Raw genomic sequence first — 20,665 nt, forward strand, 5'->3', positions numbered from 1 at the left:
TAAGCTTGACCTTTAACTTCTTTGAGGCCGCTTCCTTGAAACATGGAGGAGCGCGCTCACTTAGAGCTTCCGTCATATAAAAAAACGCCCCGCAAGTGCGAGGCGTTTTCAAAAGCTTTAGGTTAAGCTGTTAATTCAGTTAAGAATTAAGCTTGACCTTTAACTTCTTTAAGACCGTTGAAAGGAGCGCGCTCACCTAGAGCTTCCTCGATACGGATTAGTTGGTTGTACTTAGCAACACGGTCAGAACGGCTCATAGAACCAGTTTTGATTTGACCTGCAGCTGTACCTACCGCTAGGTCAGCGATAGTTGCATCTTCAGTTTCGCCAGAACGGTGAGAGATTACTGCTGTGTAACCTGCGTCTTTAGCCATCTTGATTGCAGCTAGAGTCTCAGTTAGAGAACCGATTTGGTTGAACTTGATAAGGATAGAGTTAGCTACGCCTTTCTCGATACCTTCAGCAAGGATCTTAGTGTTAGTAACGAATAGGTCGTCACCTACTAGTTGAAGCTTGTCACCTAGTAGTTCTGTTTGGTGCTTGAAGCCAGCCCAATCAGACTCGTCTAGACCGTCTTCGATAGAAACGATTGGGAATTGGTTAGCTAGCTCAGCTAGGTAGTGGTTGAACTCTTCAGAAGTGAAAGTTTTACCTTCGCCTTTCATGTTGTAGATGCCAGCTTCTTTGTCGAAGAACTCAGATGCTGCACAGTCCATAGCTAGAGTAACGTCTTTACCTAGTTCGTAACCAGCAGCTGCAACAGCTTCTGCGATAACTTCTAGAGCTTCAGCGTTAGACTTAAGGTTTGGAGCGAAACCACCTTCGTCACCAACTGCAGTGCTGTAGCCTTTAGACTTAAGAACTTTAGCTAGGTTGTGGAATACTTCAGCACCGATACGTAGACCTTCTTTAAGAGTCTTAGCACCAACTGGTTGGATCATGAACTCTTGGATGTCAACGTTGTTGTCTGCGTGCTCACCACCGTTGATGATGTTCATCATTGGTAGAGGCATAGAGAACTGACCAGCTGTACCGTTTAGCTCAGCGATGTGCTCGTATAGAGGCATGCCTTTAGCCGCTGCAGCAGCTTTAGCGTTTGCTAGAGAAACAGCTAGGATAGCGTTCGCACCGAACTTAGATTTGTTTTCAGTGCCGTCTAGTTCGATCATTACTGCGTCGATTGCAGCTTGGTCTTTAGCGTCTTTGCCAACTAGAGCTTCAGCGATTGCGCCGTTTACAGCTTCAACAGCTTTAAGAACACCTTTACCTAGGAAACGTGCTTTGTCACCGTCACGTAGCTCAAGAGCTTCGCGAGAACCAGTAGATGCGCCAGATGGAGCTGCCGCCATACCTACGAAACCGCCTTCTAGGTGTACTTCAGCTTCTACAGTTGGGTTACCACGTGAGTCGATGATTTCACGACCTAGAACTTTAACGATCTTAGACATTAATGTTTCCTCTCGTTCAAATATAAATGTCAATTTTAAAGGGCAGCAGCACAACCTTCGCCGCCGCCCGTATCCTTTTACTTCTCGAATTCGCCGCGAGCGTTTTGACCAGCAGCTTTAACGAAACCTGCGAATAGTGGGTGACCATCGCGAGGAGTCGAGGTGAATTCTGGGTGGAATTGAGCCGCTACAAACCATGGGTGAGCTGGGTTCTCAATCATTTCCACTAGTTTCTTGTCCGCTGATAGACCAGATACTTTCAGACCTGCTTTTTCGATTTGCGGACGAAGAACGTTGTTTACTTCGTAACGGTGACGGTGACGTTCGTGAACTGTCGCGCTACCGTATAGTTCACGAGCTTTCGTCCCTTTCTCTAGGTGACATAGCTGTGAACCAAGACGCATCGTACCACCTAGGTCAGACGTTTCAGTACGTTCTTCAACTTTACCTTCGCCGTCTACCCATTCAGTGATCAGACCTACCACAGGGTACTTAGTGTCTTTGTTAAATTCTGTTGAATGTGCACCTTCCATACCCGCTACGTTGCGCGCGTATTCGATCAGTGCGACTTGCATGCCTAGACAGATACCTAGGTAAGGTACTTTGTTTTCACGAGCGTATTGTGCTGCGCGAATCTTACCTTCGATACCACGGTCACCGAAGCCACCAGGTACTAGGATTGCATCTAGACCTTCAAGTACTTCTACGCCTTTCGTCTCAACATCTTGAGAGTCTACGTATTTAATTGTGACGTTTAGACGGTTTTTCAAGCCTGCGTGTTTAAGTGCTTCGTTTACTGACTTGTAAGCATCTGGTAGTTCGATGTATTTACCGACCATACCGATAGTTACTTCGCCAGTTGGGTTCGCTTCTTCATAGATAACCTGTTCCCATTCAGACAGGTCAGCTTCTGGCGCGTTGATACCAAAGCGAGCACAAACTAGGTCATCTAGACCTTGAGACTTAACAAGTTGAGGGATCTTGTAGATTGAATCTACGTCCTTCATTGAGATTACCGCTTTCTCAGGAACGTTACAGAATAGCGCAATTTTCTTACGCTCGTTCGCTGGGATCATACGATCAGAGCGGCAAACAAGAATATCTGGTTGGATACCGATAGATAGCAGCTCTTTAACAGAGTGCTGAGTTGGCTTAGTTTTCACTTCACCAGCAGCGGCTAGGTAAGGAACTAGCGTTAGGTGCATGAACATTGCGCGCTCACGACCTAGTTCTACAGCAAGCTGACGGATAGCTTCCATAAATGGTAGTGATTCGATATCACCTACCGTACCACCGACTTCAACGATAGCAACATCATGACCTTCAGAACCTGCAATTACGCGGTCTTTGATAGCGTTAGTGATGTGAGGGATAACCTGAATGGTTGCACCTAGGTAATCGCCGCGACGTTCTTTACGTAGTACGTCTGCATAAACACGACCAGCAGTGAAGTTGTTACGCTTAGTCATCTTGGTGCGGATGAAACGCTCGTAGTGACCAAGGTCAAGGTCAGTCTCTGCGCCATCTTCCGTAACGAACACTTCACCGTGTTGAGTTGGGCTCATTGTGCCTGGATCAACGTTGATGTAAGGGTCAAGCTTCATCATAGTCACTTTAAGACCACGAGCTTCTAGAATAGCTGCAAGAGATGCTGCTGCAATACCTTTACCTAGAGAGGATACAACCCCGCCAGTAACAAAAATGTAATTTGTCGTCATGTTTAACCTGAAATTGGTTGAATGAGGGAAATGGAGTGCTTCTGGACGGGACGTAAATATACCAGAAGCTCCTAACCGCCACAACGTGAAATCTATCACACCGTAATTTTTTATTTTTTGCTTCAAATCAAAGTCGAGTATTCATGCAATTTCAGCTTCGCTCTTCTCGTTTCACTTCATCCCACATGGAATCGAGTTCATCTAGAGTAAAGTCTGCCAGCTGTTTACCGTGCGCTGCAACTTTAGTTTCCACGCCTTTAAAGCGTTTCGAGAACTTTAAGTTGGCTTTTGCCAGTGCCACTTCAGGGTCTTTCCCTAGGTGACGAGATAGGTTCACGGTAGCAAATAAAAGATCGCCTAATTCGAGTTCAACTTTCTCCTCATCCGGAGTAATTTGAAGCACTTCTTCCATTACCTCTTCAATTTCTTCCTGTACTTTTCCGACAACGGGACCAAGCGAGTCCCAATCAAAGCCGAATTTTGCGCACTTTTTCTGGATCTTTGTAGCACGCGAAAGCGCAGGTAGAGAGTTTGGTATTGAGTCTAGGATACTTTCTTCAGCTTTGCCTAATTGTGCTTTCTCTTTGGCTTTTTCCGCTTCCCAGTTGGCGTTAATCGCTTCTTCAGAATCGAATTCTACTTCTGAAAAAACATGCGGGTGACGACGCGTCAGCTTCTCGTTAACGGTTTCCACCACATCAGAAAACTCGAACAATCCCTGCTCTTTCGCCATTTGGCTGTAGAAAATCACTTGGAACAATAAGTCCCCCAACTCTTCTTGCAAGTTCGACCAATCGCGGTTTTGAATCGCATCCACCACTTCGTAGGTTTCTTCAATAGTGTGAGGAACAATGGTGTCGAAGGTCTGCTTTAAGTCCCAAGGGCAACCGCTTTCTGGGTCACGCAACTTCGCCATGATTTGTTCTAACTGTTCAATTGGATGACTCATTTTCTATTCCTTTAAACCTTTCTATCTAAAGAAAAAGGTGAGCAGCCAAAACCACTCACCTTCTAGATTATTTTATTTTCTCAGCGGCTTTCACTAAGTAATTGTTACTTTGACAAGGCAACAAGTTTTCGCGACTCCTGAGCATAGCTCGCCTATGTGATGGAGCAAGAAAACGCAGTTAACGCAGTAAAAGTGACAAGTACGACGTGAAAGTTAGCCTAAGCGTTTCACCGACATTACATCCTTGATCTGCTCAACACGTTTCGAAACGCGTGAGAACACCTCAAGGTTGGTCACTTCAAGGTCAAAGTCCATGATCGACATTTGCGTGCGGTAATCGACGCGACTCTTCATGCTGGTGACTTTGATTTTCTCGTTCGCAAATAGCGTTGTGATGTCTTTTAGTAGACCACCACGCTCCATCGCTTCAACACGAACCGTCAAGATGTAAGAACCGACAAAGCCGCTCCCCCAGACGGTATCAATGATACGTTCTGGTGCGTGATGACGAAGTTCTTCTAGTTGCTCACAGTCACTACGGTGCACCGAAATACCACGACCTTGAGTGATGTAACCTGAGATCTCATCACCTGGGATCGGCTGACAACAGCGCGCTAGGTGCGTCATTAAGTTATCGACACCTTCTACCACAACCGCATCTTTCTTCGGACGGCTTTGCGCTGGCGCGCGATTTTCTGCTTCTTGCAGTTTTTCCAGCGCTTGCTGGTCTTCCTCTTCCGCGGTTGGCTTATTCACTAACGCATTGATGTGGTTGATGATCTGGTTAATGCGCAAGTCACCACTACCAATACCAACATACAATTCATCGGCGCTATTAACGTTAAAGCGTTTTAGTGCGTAGTGATCTGCGTCTTTCAGTGTCGCGCCGATTTTCGCCAATTCGTGCTCTAGGATTTCACGACCCGCTTCTAGGTTCTTCTCACGACTTTGTTTGCGGAACCATGCGTTGATTTTCGCACGTGCTCGGCTCGACGTCACAAAGCCCAGAGTCGGGTTCAACCAGTCACGTGAAGGGTTTGGTTCTTTCTGGGTGATGATTTCAACCTGATCACCCATTTGCAGTTTATGGGTGAACGGTACAATACGACCCGCAACTTTAGCGCCGATACAACGGTGACCCACTTCGGAGTGAATGTGGTAAGCGAAATCGAGCGGTGTTGCGCCCATTGGTAGGTCGACAACATCGCCACGTGGGGTAAAGGCATACACGCGGTCATCAAATACCTGACTACGTAGCTCGTCCAACATCTCGCCAGAGTCAGACATCTCTTCTTGCCAATCGAGTAGCTTACGTAGCCATGTGATCTTCTCATCGTAACCGCTGCGGCTGCTTGCACCTTCTTTGTATTTCCAGTGCGCAGCAACACCTAGCTCAGAATCTTCGTGCATCTCTTTAGTACGAATCTGGATCTCAATGGTCTTGCCTTCAGGACCAAGAATCACGGTATGGATAGACTGGTAGCCGTTTGGTTTCGGGTTCGCTACGTAATCGTCGAACTCGCTTGGTAGGTGTTTGTATTTGGTGTGAACCACACCTAGAGCGGCATAACAGTCTTGAAGTTTGTCAGCGATGATACGTACTGCTCGTACGTCAAATAATTCATCAAACGCCAGACTCTTCTTCTGCATTTTGCGCCAGATACTGTAGATGTGCTTTGGACGACCACTGACTTCTGCGTTGATGCCGCATACGGTCATTTCTTGGGTAAGGTCGTCGACAAAGTCTTTGATGTATTGTTCACGGACAATACGACGCTCAGCCAATTGCTTCGCGATTTGCTTGTAGGTTTCTGGTTGTTGGTAGCGGAAGGCGTAATCTTCGATTTCCCACTTCAACTGACCAATACCAAGGCGGTTTGCCAGAGGCGCATAGATGTTTGCACACTCTTTTGCCGCAGCACGACGAACTTCGTCCGGCGCTTTTTTTACTTCAATCAGGTTGCAGATACGTTCCGCCAGCTTGATGACCACGCAGCGGAAATCATCCACCATTGCCAACAGCATGCGACGAACGTTATCTACTTGAGACGAGGCAGCACCACCATCCATTGTTACATTTAGTTGACCAATTGCCGCCATTTCGTCGACACCATCGATCAGCTTAATGATTTCTTTGCTGTATTTTTCCTCAAGGAGCTCTCTATCAAAAGCACCACTTGAGACCAAAGGGAACAGTTGCGCCGCGACAAGTGTCGCTTTGTCCATCGACAAGGTGATCAAGATTTCGATCATCTCTCGTCCACGCCACAACAAAAGCTCCGCCCGTTCGTTATCCGCCAACACAGATTGGCAGTCACGATACACTTCGGTTAAGCGTTTCGCTGTGTTCTTCTCTTGACCTAGGCTAGCCACCCAGTTTTCAAGTTCAAACTGTTCATCTTGGTTTAAATGCGCGCTTCTTACCGCAACCATCTCATCATCCTAATTATTATATTTGTGTGGTTTGACTAACACCATCCAGGTTAGTTCTTTCGCCAAGCTTTAAGCGTTGGCTTATTGACCACTCACCACGTGTAAGTGATCAACAAAGTCCCAATTATCAGGACTTTTCAAACAGTGCCATCGATTCTAGATGGCTGGTATGAGGGAACATGTCCAGCATACCTAATTTGGTCAATTGGTAGCCTTGCTCCAGCAAGCTCTGGCTATCCCTTGCAAGGGTAGCAGGATTACACGAAACATAAACTACACGCTGTGCGCCAAGCGCAGAAACTTGATCGATGATCCCACTCGCGCCCGCACGTGCCGGATCAAGCAGCACTTTGTCGAATTGTTCAGCCGCCCAAACTTGCCCTTCAAAATCCTGCTCAAGGTTAGCGTGATAAAATTGCGCGTTATTGATTTGGTTCAAAGATGCATTATTTGCCGCCTTTTCCACCATTTCTGCCACGCCTTCTACGCCAACCACGTGTTTTGCACGTTTTGCGATTGGCAAACTGAAGTTACCTAAACCACAGAACAAATCTAACACTCGTTCATCACTTTGTGGGTCTAACCACTCCACTGCCTGAGCGACCATTTTCTGGTTTACCGCTTGGTTCACTTGAATAAAGTTATTTGGCGTAAATGGTACGGTGACACCTGCTTCTTGATAGAAAGGCACTTCACCTTCAATCAAATCAAGCTGATCCGTTTCTGGCATCAAGTAGAGCGATGCATGGTGACGCTTCGCTAATTCCACCAAGGTGTTGGTTTCTTTTTCAGTCAATTTGCTCAGATGACGCAATGTTACGCATGGACCATTGTCGCCTAGCACCAACTCTACGTGACCAAGTTGCTCTGGCTTCTTAAACGCTTTTAACGTCGAGTAGATTTCTGGCAATAGCACATTCAACTCAGGCGCGAGCACTGGGCAGTCTGTCACTTGCGCGATTTGCTTACTCTGTTTCTTACGGAAACCAAAGTGCAACTGACGAGTCTTTTTATCTACGAACAAGCTCACACGAGCACGGCGACGGTAGCCAAGAGACTCACCCAATACAGGCGCATCCAACTCGATATCACTGCCGGCAAATTTTCTCATCAACTGGCGAAGCGTTTGCTGCTTGTGCGTCAATTGTTGGTCATAGTTCAAATGCTGTAGGTCACAGCCACCGCATTCATGGTAGTGCGGACAAAATGGCTCCACGCGAGCGTCACTCGGTTTAAGGATTTTAATCAACTTACCGCGAGCGAATTTGCTCTTTTCTTCCACCAATTGGGTTACCACTTCCTCACCCGGTAGCACACCATCAATAAACAATGGTTTCTTCTTAAGGTAAGCAATGCCTGCGCCGTGGTGATCCAAACGCTCTACTTGTACCGCTTGGTGACGGGTATTCAGTTGCGTTTTCTTTTTAGGTTGAAAGATACGTGCCATGCTCTGTGCCTGATTTGTGTCTAATTGCTCTACTGCTTCACTATTCTTGATTGCAGCCGTTGTGTGATTCGAGTGACTTGATTATGCTTACCATTTATCCGGTGACGTCACTTCTTTGCTCAAGGCTTTATCGTGCGCTTGAGAAATAATGCGTTATTTTCCCATATCCAGACTCCGATGTAATTAGATAACATGACCAGATATGGCTTAAGAGCACGTGTAATTACACTAACTCTCGCTCCCACTCTCATTATTGGTTTATTACTGAGCGGCTTTTTCTCATTTAACCGCTACCAAGACCTCGAGAAACAAGTTATCACCACAGGCAATAGCATTATCGAACCGCTTGCGATTGCCAGTGAAAATCACCTACTTTCCGAAAGTCGCGAAGCCGTTCGTCGTCTTATCAGTTACGCCCATCGCAAAAACTCGAAACTGGTTCGTAGTATCGCGGTGTTCGATGAAAATCATGAGCTTTTCGTCACTTCTAACTTCCATCCCAATTTTGAAGCTCTGATGTTCCCGAAGGATAAGCCGATCCCTCAGTTAGGGGACTCAGAAATCTTCGATAACTCGCTTATTCTGCGCGTGCCGATTCTATCTGAAGGTCACTATCTTTCGGAGCTCTCAAATGAGAATCAGGGCACAAAAGCCATCGGCTACATCGCAGTGGAAATGGATCTTTCGTCACTTCGATTGCAGCAATACCAAGAAGTGTTCTCTGCGTTCTTGGTGTTGATCCTCGGTCTTGGTCTCGCGAGTGTGTTCGCCTCTCGTCTAATGCATGACGTAACCCAACCGATCACACACATGAAGAACGTTGTTGACCGCATTCGTCGTGGTCACCTTGATGTACGTATCGAAGGTAAAATGCACGGTGAGTTGGACCAGTTGAAAAACGGTATCAACGCCATGGCGGTCTCGCTGTCGGAATACCACGTTGAGATGCAGCACAGTATAGACCAAGCGACATCAGACTTGCGTGAGACTCTGGAACAGCTAGAGATTCAGAACGTGGAGTTGGACATCGCGAAGAAGCGTGCCCAAGAAGCAGCACGTGTGAAATCCGAATTCTTGGCGAACATGTCTCACGAACTTCGTACTCCATTGAATGGCGTAATTGGCTTTACCCGCCAAATGCTGAAAACACAGCTTTCGAACAGCCAAACGGATTACTTGCAGACCATTGAGAAGTCCGCAAACAACCTACTGAACATCATCAACGACATCCTCGACTTCTCGAAACTGGAAGCCGGTAAGTTGGCGCTGGAAAACATTCCATTTGAATTCCGTGAAAGCTTAGAAGAAGTAATCAACCTACAAGCCACCAGCGCGCACGAGAAAGGTTTGGAAATCACCTTGAAAGTGGATCCGAAGATCCCGCAAGGCTTGGTGGGTGACCCGCTTCGTATCCAACAAATCCTTACTAACTTGGTCGGTAACTCCATCAAATTTACTGAGCGCGGTAATATCGACATCAGCGTTGAGATGCGCTCACAATCTGGTGACTCGGTCGAACTGCAATTCATGGTGCGCGATACTGGTATTGGTATCTCTGAGCGTCAGCAAGCGCAGTTGTTCCAAGCGTTTAGCCAAGCGGATGCGAGTATTTCACGTCGCTATGGTGGTACCGGTCTGGGTCTGGTTATAACTCAGAAGCTGGTAAGCCAGATGGGCGGCGAAATCAGCCTAACCAGTCGCCTACACCAAGGTTCAACCTTCTGGTTTACGGTTCGCTTGCACTCAACTGAAATGCCAATGAGCGATCTGATTGAAGTAGAGCTATTGACCGGTAAGCAATTGTTGTTGGTTGAACCAAACATGCAAGCAGCGTCGGTAACACAGCAGATCCTAAGCCAAGAAGGCATTCTGGTGACCTACCGCTCGTCGTTGCCAGAAAACGACGAGAACTACGATTACGTCTTGTTGAACTTGGCTGCCAACCAAACCTACGATGATCAATCGGTAGCAGCTTGGATTGAGCAAGCCAAACGCATGGCGCCGAGTGTGATCATGGGTACACCGAGTACCGAACTGGCACTGGCAGATCAAGTGATGAACGATCATCAGATCCAATGTCTGACCAAGCCATTATCACGTCGCAAGCTTCTACAAAGCCTAATAACAGATCACGTCGAAACGCCTCAAGCGGTGATTGCACCAATTGAGCCAGTGGTGAATGAACGCTTACCACTGACGGTACTTGCGGTCGACGATAACCCAGCTAACTTGAAACTGATCTCTGCGCTATTGAAAGAGCGTGTAGAAACGGTAACAGCGTGCAGCAATGGCCAGCAAGCGGTGAATCTCGCGACTGAGAAGAAATACGATCTGATCTTCATGGACATTCAAATGCCATTGATGGACGGCGTGACGGCTTGTCAGCACATTAAAGAGCTAGAGCTGAACAAAGACACCCCTGTGATTGCGGTGACCGCGCATGCCATGGCAGGCGAGCGTGACCGACTATTAGCTGCGGGGATGGATGACTACCTAACCAAACCAATCGAAGAGCATGTACTGCAACAGGTTTTGGTCCACTGGAACCCAAATACCTGTACTGAGAGTGTCGATAAAATTGCGCCATCCTATGTCGAACCAGTTGTGGAAACTGCGCCATCAGCGCCAGAAAAGCCACAGCAAGATGTCATCATCGACTGGCAAGCGGCATTGAAACAAAGTGCCAACAAGGAAGACTTAGCCAAAGACATGCTGCGCATGCTGATTGATTTTATTCCTGAGGTGGAAGAAGTGGTCGATCAAGCATTAGAACAAGAAGACTTCTCGCGTGATGATCTTATCCATGTGGTACATAAACTTCACGGCAGCAGCTCTTACTGTGGCGTGCCGAGATTAAAGTCTCTGTGTGCAACCTTGGAACAAGCACTGCGCTCGGGCGCTGACATCGAAGACATCGAACCGGAAATGTTCGAACTGCAAGATGAGATGATTAAAGTCACCACGACGGCGAAACTCTATCTTGAACAGTAGAAAATAACGGATTAAATCAGAGACATAAAAAAGCCAGAGCATCGACTCTGGCTTTTTCGTATTCGGTTATTAATCCGTAATCAGGCTAAGTTAGGATTCAAAAATCACCGTCGCGACCGCGTAATGACGTTCATCCGAAATCGACAGATGAACATGATTGACGCCCATCGACTCGGCGATTTGCTTCGCCACACCGGATAAGGTCAATATCGGTTTACCGAACTCATCATTCGAAACTGTAAAATCATGGAAGGTCACGCCTTTTGCGATGCCTGTACCTAGCGCTTTTGAGGCAGCCTCTTTTACTGCGAAACGCTTCGCAAGGTAGCGCCCTTTTTGCTTCAATTCAGCAAACTTTACCATTTCATCTTGCGACAAAATGCGCTTTGCGAAGGGCTCACCCGTTCGACCGAGCGCTTTTTCAATGCGCTCAATCTCTGCGATGTCAGTACCTAATCCTAAAATTGCCATGCTTAAATCTGATTACTTACGAGCCGCAACCATGATGGCTTTCATTTCTGCCACAGATTTTTCTAAACCATCGAAAACCGCACGACCAATGATCGAGTGACCGATGTTAAGCTCGTAGATTTCTGGCAGTGCCGCGATTGGTGCAACGTTGTGGTAAGTCAGACCGTGACCTGCGTTTACGATGATACCTAGGTCATCTGCGTAGCTTGCGCCAGCTGCGATCTTCTTCAGTTCATCTTGCTGATCTTCTTCTGTTGTCGCATCTGCGTAGTGACCTGTGTGAAGCTCAATGTAAGGTGCGCCACAAGCTTTTGCCGCATCGATCTGTTGACGGTCAGCATCGATGAATAGAGAGACTTTAATGCCCGCTTCAGTTAGCTTTTGCGTTGCCGCTTTCACTTTCTCAAGTTGACCGACAACATCCAGACCACCTTCTGTTGTCAACTCTTCACGTTTTTCAGGAACCAGACAAACGAACTCAGGCTTAGTTTGTAGCGCAATCTCAACCATCTCGTCCGTTACCGCCATTTCAAGGTTCATACGAGTTTGAATGGTTTCACGTAGGATACGTACGTCACGATCTAGAATGTGGCGACGGTCTTCACGTAGGTGGATGGTAATACCGTCAGCACCGGCACGCTCTGCGATCTCAGCAGCATGAACTGGATCTGGGTATTTAGTACCACGTGCATTACGTAGAGTGGCAATATGGTCGATATTAACGCCTAAGTAGATTGAGCTCATTTTCCGTTACTCCGTGCTCGATATGTCTGAATGAATAATTCGCGACTTTTTAAAGGTTTGCCGCCAAGATACGGCTTTAATGCCATACGTGTAAAGCGTTTCGCCGCTTTTAATTGCTCTTTAGTGACGAATCGCCGTTCACTAATCGCAATCAATTCATTACCTAAAAATGTCAGATTGTCGCGCCTTACTGAAGCTATGAATCCCTTTTGTTCACGATAACGGTAAGTCATCTCAGGATCGACTGGCTCACCCGTCCCGGCACAATGCAAGAAATCAACGCCATAACCCATTGAAGACAGCAGAGCCAGTTCAAAACGACGCAAGCCCGGTTCAGGGTTATCACTCTGAGCCAATTCCGTTAGTGCATGCAGGTAATCATGAAACAGCGCAGGCATCGGCACTTCCGCCATTAACACGCGCCCGACTAATTCATTTACGTACATTGCGGAGTAAAGGTTTATCCCAAACAACGGCAAACCCAAACTGATTGGCTCAGCCTGACGTAAGGTTTTCATTGAACCTTTGCCGGACCATTTCAACAATAGTGGCGTGAAGGGCTGTAATGCCCCTTTAAGATTGGAGCGTTTGCTGCGCGCACCTTTCGCCATCAACGTGATACGACCATACTCCTCGCTGAATACATCAAGGATCAAGCTCGATTCACTGTAAGGGCGTCGGTGCAATACAAAGCAGCGTTGGAAACCTTCTGAAGACTGGTTGCTCATTTCAATCAGTGTGCCTAAGTCGGTAATAAAAAATAAGGAGCCAAGCGGCTCCTTATTCTAATCGATATTATATTTTAGTCGATGTTGGAACGAAGTGTCTTCGTTACCAAACTTACAAGCAACCAAGCTTATAGATCGTCAATGTAACCTAGTGAGCGCAGTGCACGTTCGTCGTCTGCCCAACCAGATTTCACTTTTACCCAAGTCTCTAGGTAAACCTTACGACCGAATAGCTCTTCCATATCTAGACGCGCTTCACGACCAATTGTCTTGATCTTCTCGCCGCCTTTACCAATCACCATTTTCTTCTGACCATTACGTTCAACAAGAATTAGGGCGTTGATATGGAAACCATCAGTTTCTGGGTTGTAGTCGAAGCGCTCAATCTCAACTGTTACTGAGTATGGCAGCTCATCACCCGTGAAGCGCATTAACTTCTCACGTACGATTTCTGATGCCATGAAACGCTGAGAGCGGTCCGTCACGTATTCTTCTGGGAAGTGGTGCGTTGCTTTCGGTAGGTGATCGCGTACGTGCTTGCGCAGTACTTCAATGTTCTTACCGTGTTTTGCAGAGATTGGCACAACGTCAACGAAGTCCATCTTCTTCGACATGTCCATCATGTGCAGCATCACTTCATTACGATCTTGCACGTTGTCTACTTTGTTCACACAAAGCACAACTGGGAAGTTCGACTTCTGAAGCTTAGTCAACACCATCTCGTCGTCGTTCGTCCAGTGCGTACCATCCACCAAGAAGAACACTAGGTTCACATCACTTAGAGATGAGTTTGCCGCACGGTTCATCAAACGGTTGATGGCACGTTTTTCTTCAATATGAAGTCCCGGTGTATCTACGTAGATCGCTTGGTAATCGCCATCTGTATCCACGCCCATGATGCGGTGACGCGTCGTTTGCGGTTTACGAGACGTGATCGAAATCTTCTGACCCAAGATTTTGTTCAGAAGTGTCGATTTGCCTACGTTTGGACGACCAACAATCGCAATGAAGCCACAGTGTTGGTTCTCTGGTGAACTTACTTCACCGTGTGATGCGAAAAACGCATCGATGTCGAATTCGTTATCAGCCATTCGTTAATTGCTCAAGTGCCGTTTCTGCAGCCGCTTGTTCTGCCTTGCGGCGGCTGGTGCCTTTACCAATTACAGGCTTATCCACACCTGCTACGTCACACTCAACCGTGAACTCTTGGTTGTGCGCTTCACCTTTAATATTAGTCACTGTGTAGACAGGCAGCGGTTTTCTTCTGCCTTGCAGGAACTCTTGTAGGCGAGTTTTTGGATCTTTTTGTGATACACCAGGCTTAATCGCCTCAAGACGCGAGTTGTACCAGCTCAGTACGATACCGCGAACTTGTTCAATATCACTATCAAGGTAAATCGCACCAATAATGGCTTCTACCGCATCGGCTAGAATAGAGTCTCGGCGGAATCCGCCACTCTTCAATTCACCTGGACCTAATTTTAAATAATCTCCTAGATCGAATTCACGACCCAGTTCCGCCAATGTGTGCCCACGAACCAAGGTCGCGCGCATACGGCTCATGTCACCTTCGTTCACTTTCGGGAAACGATGGTACAGATCATCAGCGATGACAAAACTTAAAATTGAATCGCCCAGAAACTCAAGACGTTCATTGTGCTTACTATTGGCGCTGCGGTGAGTCAGCGCCAAGTTGATAAGCCCAGCATCCTTAAATTGGTAGCCGAGCTTTCTCTCTAGTTTCTCAATTGGAGAATTCATACTCTCTCGATATGTAATGGTTAGTGAATGCCACCGACGCGGTTAAAACGCACACCAGTTGGAATCCATGAAGGTAGAACACTATCTGCGCCACGATCAAACTCGAAGCTGATCCAGATCGCAACAGCTTTACCGACTAAGTTTGCTTCTGGAACAAAGCCCCAGTAACGGCTGTCTGCACTGTTGTCACGGTTATCACCCATAACGAAGTACTGACCTTGTGGTACAACCCACTCGTTAACACCTGGACGTGGTTGGTAGTTCTGCACGCGGTCACGAGTTAATGGGTTCACCAAAATTTGGTGCTCAACTTCACCCAGTTTTTCATTCATCTGAATCAGAGGAATACCGTTTTGGATGAATTGACTTTCTTCAACATTGTTCAGCTTAACTGGCTTACAAGATGACTCACCTTTCGATTGAATACATACCTGCTTATCCGCAGAGTAACGAACGGTATCACCAGGCAAACCTACCACACGTTTAATGTAGTCAACGTTTGGCTGTGGTGGGTACTTGAATACCACGATGTCGCCACGCTCAGGCTTGCCAGTTTCCACTAGCTGCGTGCGCCATACCGGATCTTTCAATCCGTACGCGTATTTCTCCACCAAAATGAAGTCACCTACTAGTAGGGTTGGCATCATTGAGCCTGAAGGGATTTGGAACGGTTCATAGATAAAAGAACGTAATACCAATACGAATGCAATCACTGGGAAGATAGAAACGCTGTTCTCTACCCACCACGGTTGGCTTTCTACTTTTTGTAGCGTCACCGCATCCAGACCATTGGTTGTTTGCGCTTGGATCTCCGCTACTTTCGCTTGACGTTTTTTCGCAAACACCAGCTTTTCTAGTAGCCAAACTACGCCAGTTACCAAAGTCACGATAACTAGAATCAGTGAGAATGTATTCGCCATTAAATTCCCTTATCTAAAAATACGAAAGTGAAAGAGCCGAAACCCTTTCACTTATTTTACTATCTAACGTCTTATGACAGACAAGAGCACGAGATAGTTCAACTCTAGTCTTTACCAACGTGAAGAATTGCTAGGAACGCTTCTTGAGGCAGCTCTACGTTACCGATCTGCTTCATACGTTTCTTACCTTCTTTCTGTTTCTTCAGAAGTTTCTTCTTACGGCTCACGTCACCACCGTAACATTTCGCGATTACGTTCTTACGTAGCTGTTTCACTGTAGAGCGTGCGATGATGTGGTTACCGATAGCCGCTTGGATCGCGATGTCAAACATCTGACGAGGAATGAACTCTTTCATTTTCTCAACAAGCTGACGACCACGAGTCTGAGACTGATCTTTGTGCGTAATCAGCGCTAGCGCATCCACTTTGTCGCCGTTCAGTAGTACGTCTACACGTACCATGTTCGATGCTTCAAAGCGTTGGAAGTTGTAATCCAGAGACGCGTAGCCACGTGATGTCGACTTCAAACGGTCGAAGAAGTCCAGCACCACTTCTGCCATTGGGATGTCGTAAGTGATCGCAACTTGGTTACCATGGTAAACCATGTCCACCTGTACGCCACGCTTCTCAACACATAGTGTGATTACGTTACCTAGGTAGTCCGCTGGTACTAGGATGTTACAGCGCGCGATAGGCTCACGGATCTCTTCGATGTCGTTAACCGCTGGCAGTTTTGCAGGGCTATCAACGTACAGAGTCTCACCGTTAGTTTGTTCTACTTCGTAAACTACCGTTGGTGCCGTTGTAATCAGGTCGAGGTCGTATTCACGCTCTAGACGCTCTTGGATGATTTCCATGTGCAGCATGCCTAGGAAACCACAACGGAAACCAAAGCCTAGTGCTGCTGAGTTTTCTGGCTCGTAGAATAGCGATGCATCGTTTAGGCTAAGTTTACCTAGTGCGTCACGGAAGTTTTCGTAATCATCAGAAGATACTGGGAACAGACCCGCGTATACCTGAGGTTTTACTTTCTTAAAGCCTGGAAGTGGCTTCTCGCTGCCGTTTTTCGCTAGCGTCAGCGTATCACCTACTGGTGCGCCTAGGATGTCTTTGATCCCACAAACTACCCAGCCTACTTCGCCAGTACGCAGAACATCAGTGTCCACTTGCTTAGGCGTGAAGATACCTAGACGATCCACACCCCAAGTTTGACCTGTGCTCATTACTTTGATCTTGTCGTTTTTCTTCAGTGAACCGTTTTTAATACGAACCAAAGAAACAACGCCAAGGTAGTTATCGAACCATGAGTCGATGATCAGCGCTTGAAGTGGCGCCTCTGGATCACCTTCTGGTGCTGGAATTGCTGATACGATGTTTTCTAGAACGTCGTCAACACCTAGACCTGTCTTCGCAGAACAGCGGGTTGCTTCCATTGCATCGATACCAACGATCTCTTCAATTTCTTCCGCTACACGCTCGGGATCGGCAGCTGGTAGGTCAATCTTGTTCAGGATTGGCACAACCTCTAGATCCATTTCGATTGCGGTGTAACAGTTAGCTAGGGTTTGAGCCTCTACACCCTGACCTGCGTCAACCACCAGTAGCGCGCCTTCACAAGCAGCTAGAGAACGTGATACTTCGTACGCAAAGTCAACGTGTCCCGGAGTATCGATGAAGTTCAACTGGTACGTTTCGCCGTCTTTAGCGGTGTAGTTCAGCGTCACACTCTGAGATTTGATGGTGATACCACGCTCACGTTCAAGATCCATGGAATCCAGAACCTGTGCGGCCATTTCACGATCGCTTAATCCACCACAAACTTGGATTAGACGGTCAGATAGGGTCGACTTACCATGGTCGATGTGGGCGATAATCGAAAAGTTACGAATGTGCTTCATAGATTTAGGGTGACTAACTCTTTACAAATAGGGACAGTAAGAAAGCCGTCTGTTGACGGCATTTCAATCAAGTTGGCAGATTCTACCCAATTTCGTTAACGGGCGCACCTTATTTAAAGTCTAGAACTTATTGAATAGGTTCACCGAGAACTCGAATGAGGGTGACTTGGCGTTTTGACTCATCTTCTAGTGGGCGTGACACACGTTTTGCGAGCCACATACCACCTGCTGCGAACAATACCGAAGCTAGGATGGTAATGCCCTCACCGCCTGCGGTTAAAGGTACTAGCAGGAAGTTGCCAATTACAGCACCGAGAATCAAACCAAACAAAGGAAGAAGGTAGACCGCCATAGCTGATTTGATAAGGCTTGCTTCGGGGAAACCAATTTCCACGACCTGACCAACTTTGACGGATTTTGGGGTACGCAAATGCCACGACAGCGTTTTGTTACCGATCGCTTTGGTAACCACGCCTGTGCCGCAGCTTTTTTGCGATGAACAGCTGCTGCAACTGGTCTGTTGCTCGCAGCTGATATCGACATCATATTGCTGACCGTGACGGTGAACGCCCGTCACGGTAGCCAATGCAGTCATCATTGCACTTCACTCTTTGTTACATTAAAAGTGACCGATTGTGCGATACGCTGAGCCGTTGCCGGCGGAATATCACCAACAACTGAGATTTCATGGTTTCCGCTGACAAAGCTGTGCAATGTACGGCGACCTTGACGAACCAGTTGACCTTTCAACGAGTGCTCGTCTTTGTCAGCTACATACACTGAAAAGCTAAATAGTCCATCAGAGTAAAGTTGGCTTTCTACCATTTGGTCAGTCACTGCCATGCGGTAACGGTTCAGTTCATTTGGATGGAACCCTTCCGGTGTCCAACCCACGGTCCAGTTACTGGTACCGATATCGCCTTTTGGCATTGTCAGAACCGCGGGTAATTGAACCTCTTCCAAACCACTCATCAGTTCACCAATCTTAGGGTTCACTGAGTAAGAAATAGTACGGTACTGCTCAAGCATTTCACCATCACGATCAACGAGATCAGCACGCAGTGGTAGTTTACTCTTCTCATCAATCCACAATACGTAAGAGTAACGTAGCCCATCTTTTGGCACGATGCGCAGCACTTGTGTTGGAACACCCGCTTCACGGGCACGACCTACTTTTACGTAGTCGTAGTACAAGTTTAGCTCGTCGATGTTAGCGTTCAGCATCGGCATGATTGGAGCAACCATTTTACCCGATTCGATGGTAAACGGTTCTGCGCCAGTTTCGATATAGCTTACTTCTGTGCCGCGACGGATCACTTCACGTACAGGACCACTCAAATACACAAGATGTGCGTACTGGTCTTTGTCGTGAGTCGCGTGACGATACAGCAAAGGTTCAATGCTGTTCTTTTTGATAAGGATATAAGAGAGTTCGTAGCTTAAATTCTTGCTCGCCTCGCTCATTTGATGCAATAAAGCCTCCGCTGGCTTATCACCAGCAAAGGCTTGCGAAGACATCAGACTGAACAGAGCGCAAGCGCTGATCAGAAATTTTTTCATTCAATATCCGGTGTCAGATGTGCATCTTGCTGAGACGCATCACTGTTAATTCTTAGCTGCAGTTCGTAGTCACGAAGCATAGCATGAACGCGTTTGCGTTGCTCTTGCATATTTGCTTCACCAACGGAACGCTCTACGGATTCACGCGTCAAGCTTACTGGTTCAGCGCTGCCCGCAAATGGCACAGTCTGAAGCACAGGAAGTTGGTCAGCTTGCGGCGACATTGGGTCGCTACCGCCGTACTGTTGAACGCCTAATATCACAACAAGTGACACACACGCAGCAACGGCAACTTGACCAAACTGAGTCAACCATGCAGGCAACTGGCGTTTCGCTTTTTGTGGCTCTGGTTGCGACTCTTTTGGCGCGTCGTTAATTGAAATTACGTTAGCACTGCGCGAATCGATAGCACGATGCACAGGCTCGTCTTCTAACGCTAACGCTACGCTTTCAGCAATATTCCACTCAGGCTTTGCTGGCGCTTCGCCTCGCATCACATCACCAATCAGGTGATAGTTCTGCCAAGCATCACGGCTCTCTTGGTCTTGCTCTAATTCTTGAATTAAAGCCTTATCGACCAATTCTCCATCCATGAGAGCTGAAAGTTTTTCTTTGTCAGCCATTATTTTCACCATAGTTATCACTTGTACTAGCGCTGCAAAAGAGGTTTGATTTTCTTTTCCACCGCCTCACGAGCACGGAAGATACGCGATCGTACCGTTCCCACCGGGCAATCCATTACTTCAGCAATTTCCTCGTAGCTCAAGCCATCAAGCTCGCGCAGAGTCATTGCGGTTTTTAAATCTTCAGGTAAGGCTTCGATTGCACTGAACACTACCCGTTGCAATTCTTTGGACAACGTTAAGTTCTCAGGGTTCGAAATTTCTTTAAGTGCATTACCTGTTTCGTAAAATTCAGCTTCTTCAGCATCAACGTCTGTTGCAGGTGGTCTACGACCTTGAGCAACGATGTGATTTTTCGCAGTATTCACTGCAATGCGATACAGCCACGTGTAAAACGCACTCTCCCCACGAAAACTAGGGATAGCTCGGTAAGCCTTGATAAACGCTTCTTGTGCTACATCTGGAACATCGCCAGGATTACTTACGTATCTGGAGATAAGGTTACATACCTTGTTCTGGTACTTTGTTACCAGCAGGTTGAATGCTTGCTTATCGCCATTCTGAACTCGCTCAATCAATACTTGATCGGTCAGCTGCTCGTTCATTCGAGCGGATACTCCTATTTGTTATGCCCCTACTCTTCTCAGATATGGGTACTAATTATGCAAAACGTAGTATTGACACCACTGCTTACTTGAGCACTATTGTGACCCTGACGTGAATGAGAAAGTTCCATGGTTTCTCAAATTTTTTGTCATTGTTTTTTCACAGTGTGATGTCACTAGCCAAATCCCGCTCCTCGTCCGACTTAAGTCTCGTTTTGACAAGCGAGCATACTGGTGGGGAAATGGGTATAATGGATGATCTCTGTCCCAGATTGTGCTGGGTAGAGCATAGAAAAGCAATGGCATTGACAAACTATTACTTTTCATTTGCATGGCTAATGGCTATCAGAACATCGCGTTACAAACAAA

At 46.9% G+C, this 20,665-nt stretch carries 17 protein-coding genes; 1 reads left to right on the forward strand and 16 read right to left on the reverse strand.

The features are described from left to right. Positions 1 to 146: 146 nt before the first annotated feature. The 5 genes from eno to rlmD form a co-directional block, all read right to left on the reverse strand. Complete coding sequence (eno, locus tag NL647_RS22085; RefSeq protein WP_005425372.1) at positions 147 to 1,448, reverse strand: phosphopyruvate hydratase; 1,302 nt, start codon at positions 1,446 to 1,448, stop codon at positions 147 to 149. Between the two features lie 77 nt (positions 1,449 to 1,525). After that, on the reverse strand, positions 1,526 to 3,166 hold the full coding sequence (locus NL647_RS22090) for a CTP synthase (protein WP_005449808.1): 1,641 nt from the start codon (positions 3,164 to 3,166) through the stop codon (positions 1,526 to 1,528). Between the two features lie 151 nt (positions 3,167 to 3,317). Then, on the reverse strand, positions 3,318 to 4,115 hold the full coding sequence (gene mazG, locus NL647_RS22095; RefSeq protein ID WP_009698772.1) for a nucleoside triphosphate pyrophosphohydrolase: 798 nt from the start codon (positions 4,113 to 4,115) through the stop codon (positions 3,318 to 3,320). A gap of 213 nt (positions 4,116 to 4,328) precedes the next feature. Further along, a complete protein-coding gene (relA, locus tag NL647_RS22100) occupies positions 4,329 to 6,548 on the reverse strand; it encodes a GTP diphosphokinase (protein WP_253650679.1) in 2,220 nt (739 codons plus the stop codon). A 127-nt stretch (positions 6,549 to 6,675) separates the two neighbouring features. After that, on the reverse strand, positions 6,676 to 7,995 hold the full coding sequence (gene rlmD / locus NL647_RS22105) for a 23S rRNA (uracil(1939)-C(5))-methyltransferase RlmD (RefSeq protein WP_253650680.1): 1,320 nt from the start codon (positions 7,993 to 7,995) through the stop codon (positions 6,676 to 6,678). A 192-nt stretch (positions 7,996 to 8,187) separates the two neighbouring features. On the opposite strand from rlmD, the gene barA reads away from it, so the two are divergent. After that, positions 8,188 to 10,986 carry a two-component sensor histidine kinase BarA gene (gene barA / locus NL647_RS22110; RefSeq protein WP_253650681.1) on the forward strand — a complete coding sequence of 933 codons (2,799 nt, stop codon included), beginning with the start codon at positions 8,188 to 8,190 and terminating at the stop codon, positions 10,984 to 10,986. Positions 10,987 to 11,076: 90 nt separating this feature from the next. On the opposite strand, the gene acpS is transcribed toward barA, so the two are convergent. The 11 genes from acpS to rpoE form a co-directional block, all read right to left on the reverse strand. Beyond that, a complete protein-coding gene (gene acpS, locus NL647_RS22115) occupies positions 11,077 to 11,457 on the reverse strand; it encodes a holo-ACP synthase (RefSeq protein ID WP_005449797.1) in 381 nt (126 codons plus the stop codon). A gap of 12 nt (positions 11,458 to 11,469) precedes the next feature. Then, on the reverse strand, positions 11,470 to 12,201 hold the full coding sequence (gene pdxJ / locus NL647_RS22120; RefSeq protein ID WP_005426507.1) for a pyridoxine 5'-phosphate synthase: 732 nt from the start codon (positions 12,199 to 12,201) through the stop codon (positions 11,470 to 11,472). Next, positions 12,198 to 12,929: a DNA repair protein RecO gene (gene recO / locus NL647_RS22125; RefSeq protein WP_005426504.1), complete on the reverse strand. Its 732-nt coding sequence runs from the start codon at positions 12,927 to 12,929 to the stop codon at positions 12,198 to 12,200. The genes pdxJ and recO overlap by 4 nt, the downstream gene beginning before the upstream one ends. A 128-nt stretch (positions 12,930 to 13,057) precedes the next feature. Next, positions 13,058 to 14,020 carry a GTPase Era gene (era, locus tag NL647_RS22130; protein ID WP_005531651.1) on the reverse strand — a complete coding sequence of 321 codons (963 nt, stop codon included), beginning with the start codon at positions 14,018 to 14,020 and terminating at the stop codon, positions 13,058 to 13,060. Continuing rightward, on the reverse strand, positions 14,013 to 14,690 hold the full coding sequence (gene rnc / locus NL647_RS22135; RefSeq protein ID WP_005449793.1) for a ribonuclease III: 678 nt from the start codon (positions 14,688 to 14,690) through the stop codon (positions 14,013 to 14,015). Before rnc ends, era begins: the two co-directional genes overlap by 8 nt. A 20-nt stretch (positions 14,691 to 14,710) precedes the next feature. Next, a complete protein-coding gene (gene lepB / locus NL647_RS22140; protein WP_005449792.1) occupies positions 14,711 to 15,610 on the reverse strand; it encodes a signal peptidase I in 900 nt (299 codons plus the stop codon). Between the two features lie 104 nt (positions 15,611 to 15,714). After that, positions 15,715 to 17,508 carry a translation elongation factor 4 gene (lepA, locus tag NL647_RS22145; protein ID WP_017189112.1) on the reverse strand — a complete coding sequence of 598 codons (1,794 nt, stop codon included), beginning with the start codon at positions 17,506 to 17,508 and terminating at the stop codon, positions 15,715 to 15,717. A gap of 127 nt (positions 17,509 to 17,635) precedes the next feature. Then, positions 17,636 to 18,106 (reverse strand): SoxR reducing system RseC family protein, encoded by a 471-nt coding sequence (locus NL647_RS22150; protein ID WP_005449788.1) that lies wholly within the window; start codon positions 18,104 to 18,106, stop codon positions 17,636 to 17,638. Next, the gene (rseB, locus tag NL647_RS22155) at positions 18,103 to 19,068 is read right to left on the reverse strand and encodes a sigma-E factor regulatory protein RseB (protein ID WP_005449786.1); all 966 of its coding nucleotides are present in this window, start codon (positions 19,066 to 19,068) and stop codon (positions 18,103 to 18,105) included. The genes NL647_RS22150 and rseB overlap by 4 nt, the downstream gene beginning before the upstream one ends. Next, positions 19,065 to 19,691, reverse strand: a complete 627-nt coding sequence (locus tag NL647_RS22160) for a sigma-E factor negative regulatory protein (RefSeq protein ID WP_005449785.1) — start codon at positions 19,689 to 19,691, stop codon at positions 19,065 to 19,067. Before NL647_RS22160 ends, rseB begins: the two co-directional genes overlap by 4 nt. A gap of 26 nt (positions 19,692 to 19,717) precedes the next feature. Further along, positions 19,718 to 20,296: an RNA polymerase sigma factor RpoE gene (rpoE, locus tag NL647_RS22165; protein WP_005449784.1), complete on the reverse strand. Its 579-nt coding sequence runs from the start codon at positions 20,294 to 20,296 to the stop codon at positions 19,718 to 19,720. Positions 20,297 to 20,665: the final 369 nt, after the last annotated feature.

It is taken from the genome of Vibrio sp. Y29_XK_CS5 (assembly GCF_024181835.1).
GTDB lineage: Bacteria > Pseudomonadota > Gammaproteobacteria > Enterobacterales > Vibrionaceae > Vibrio > Vibrio harveyi.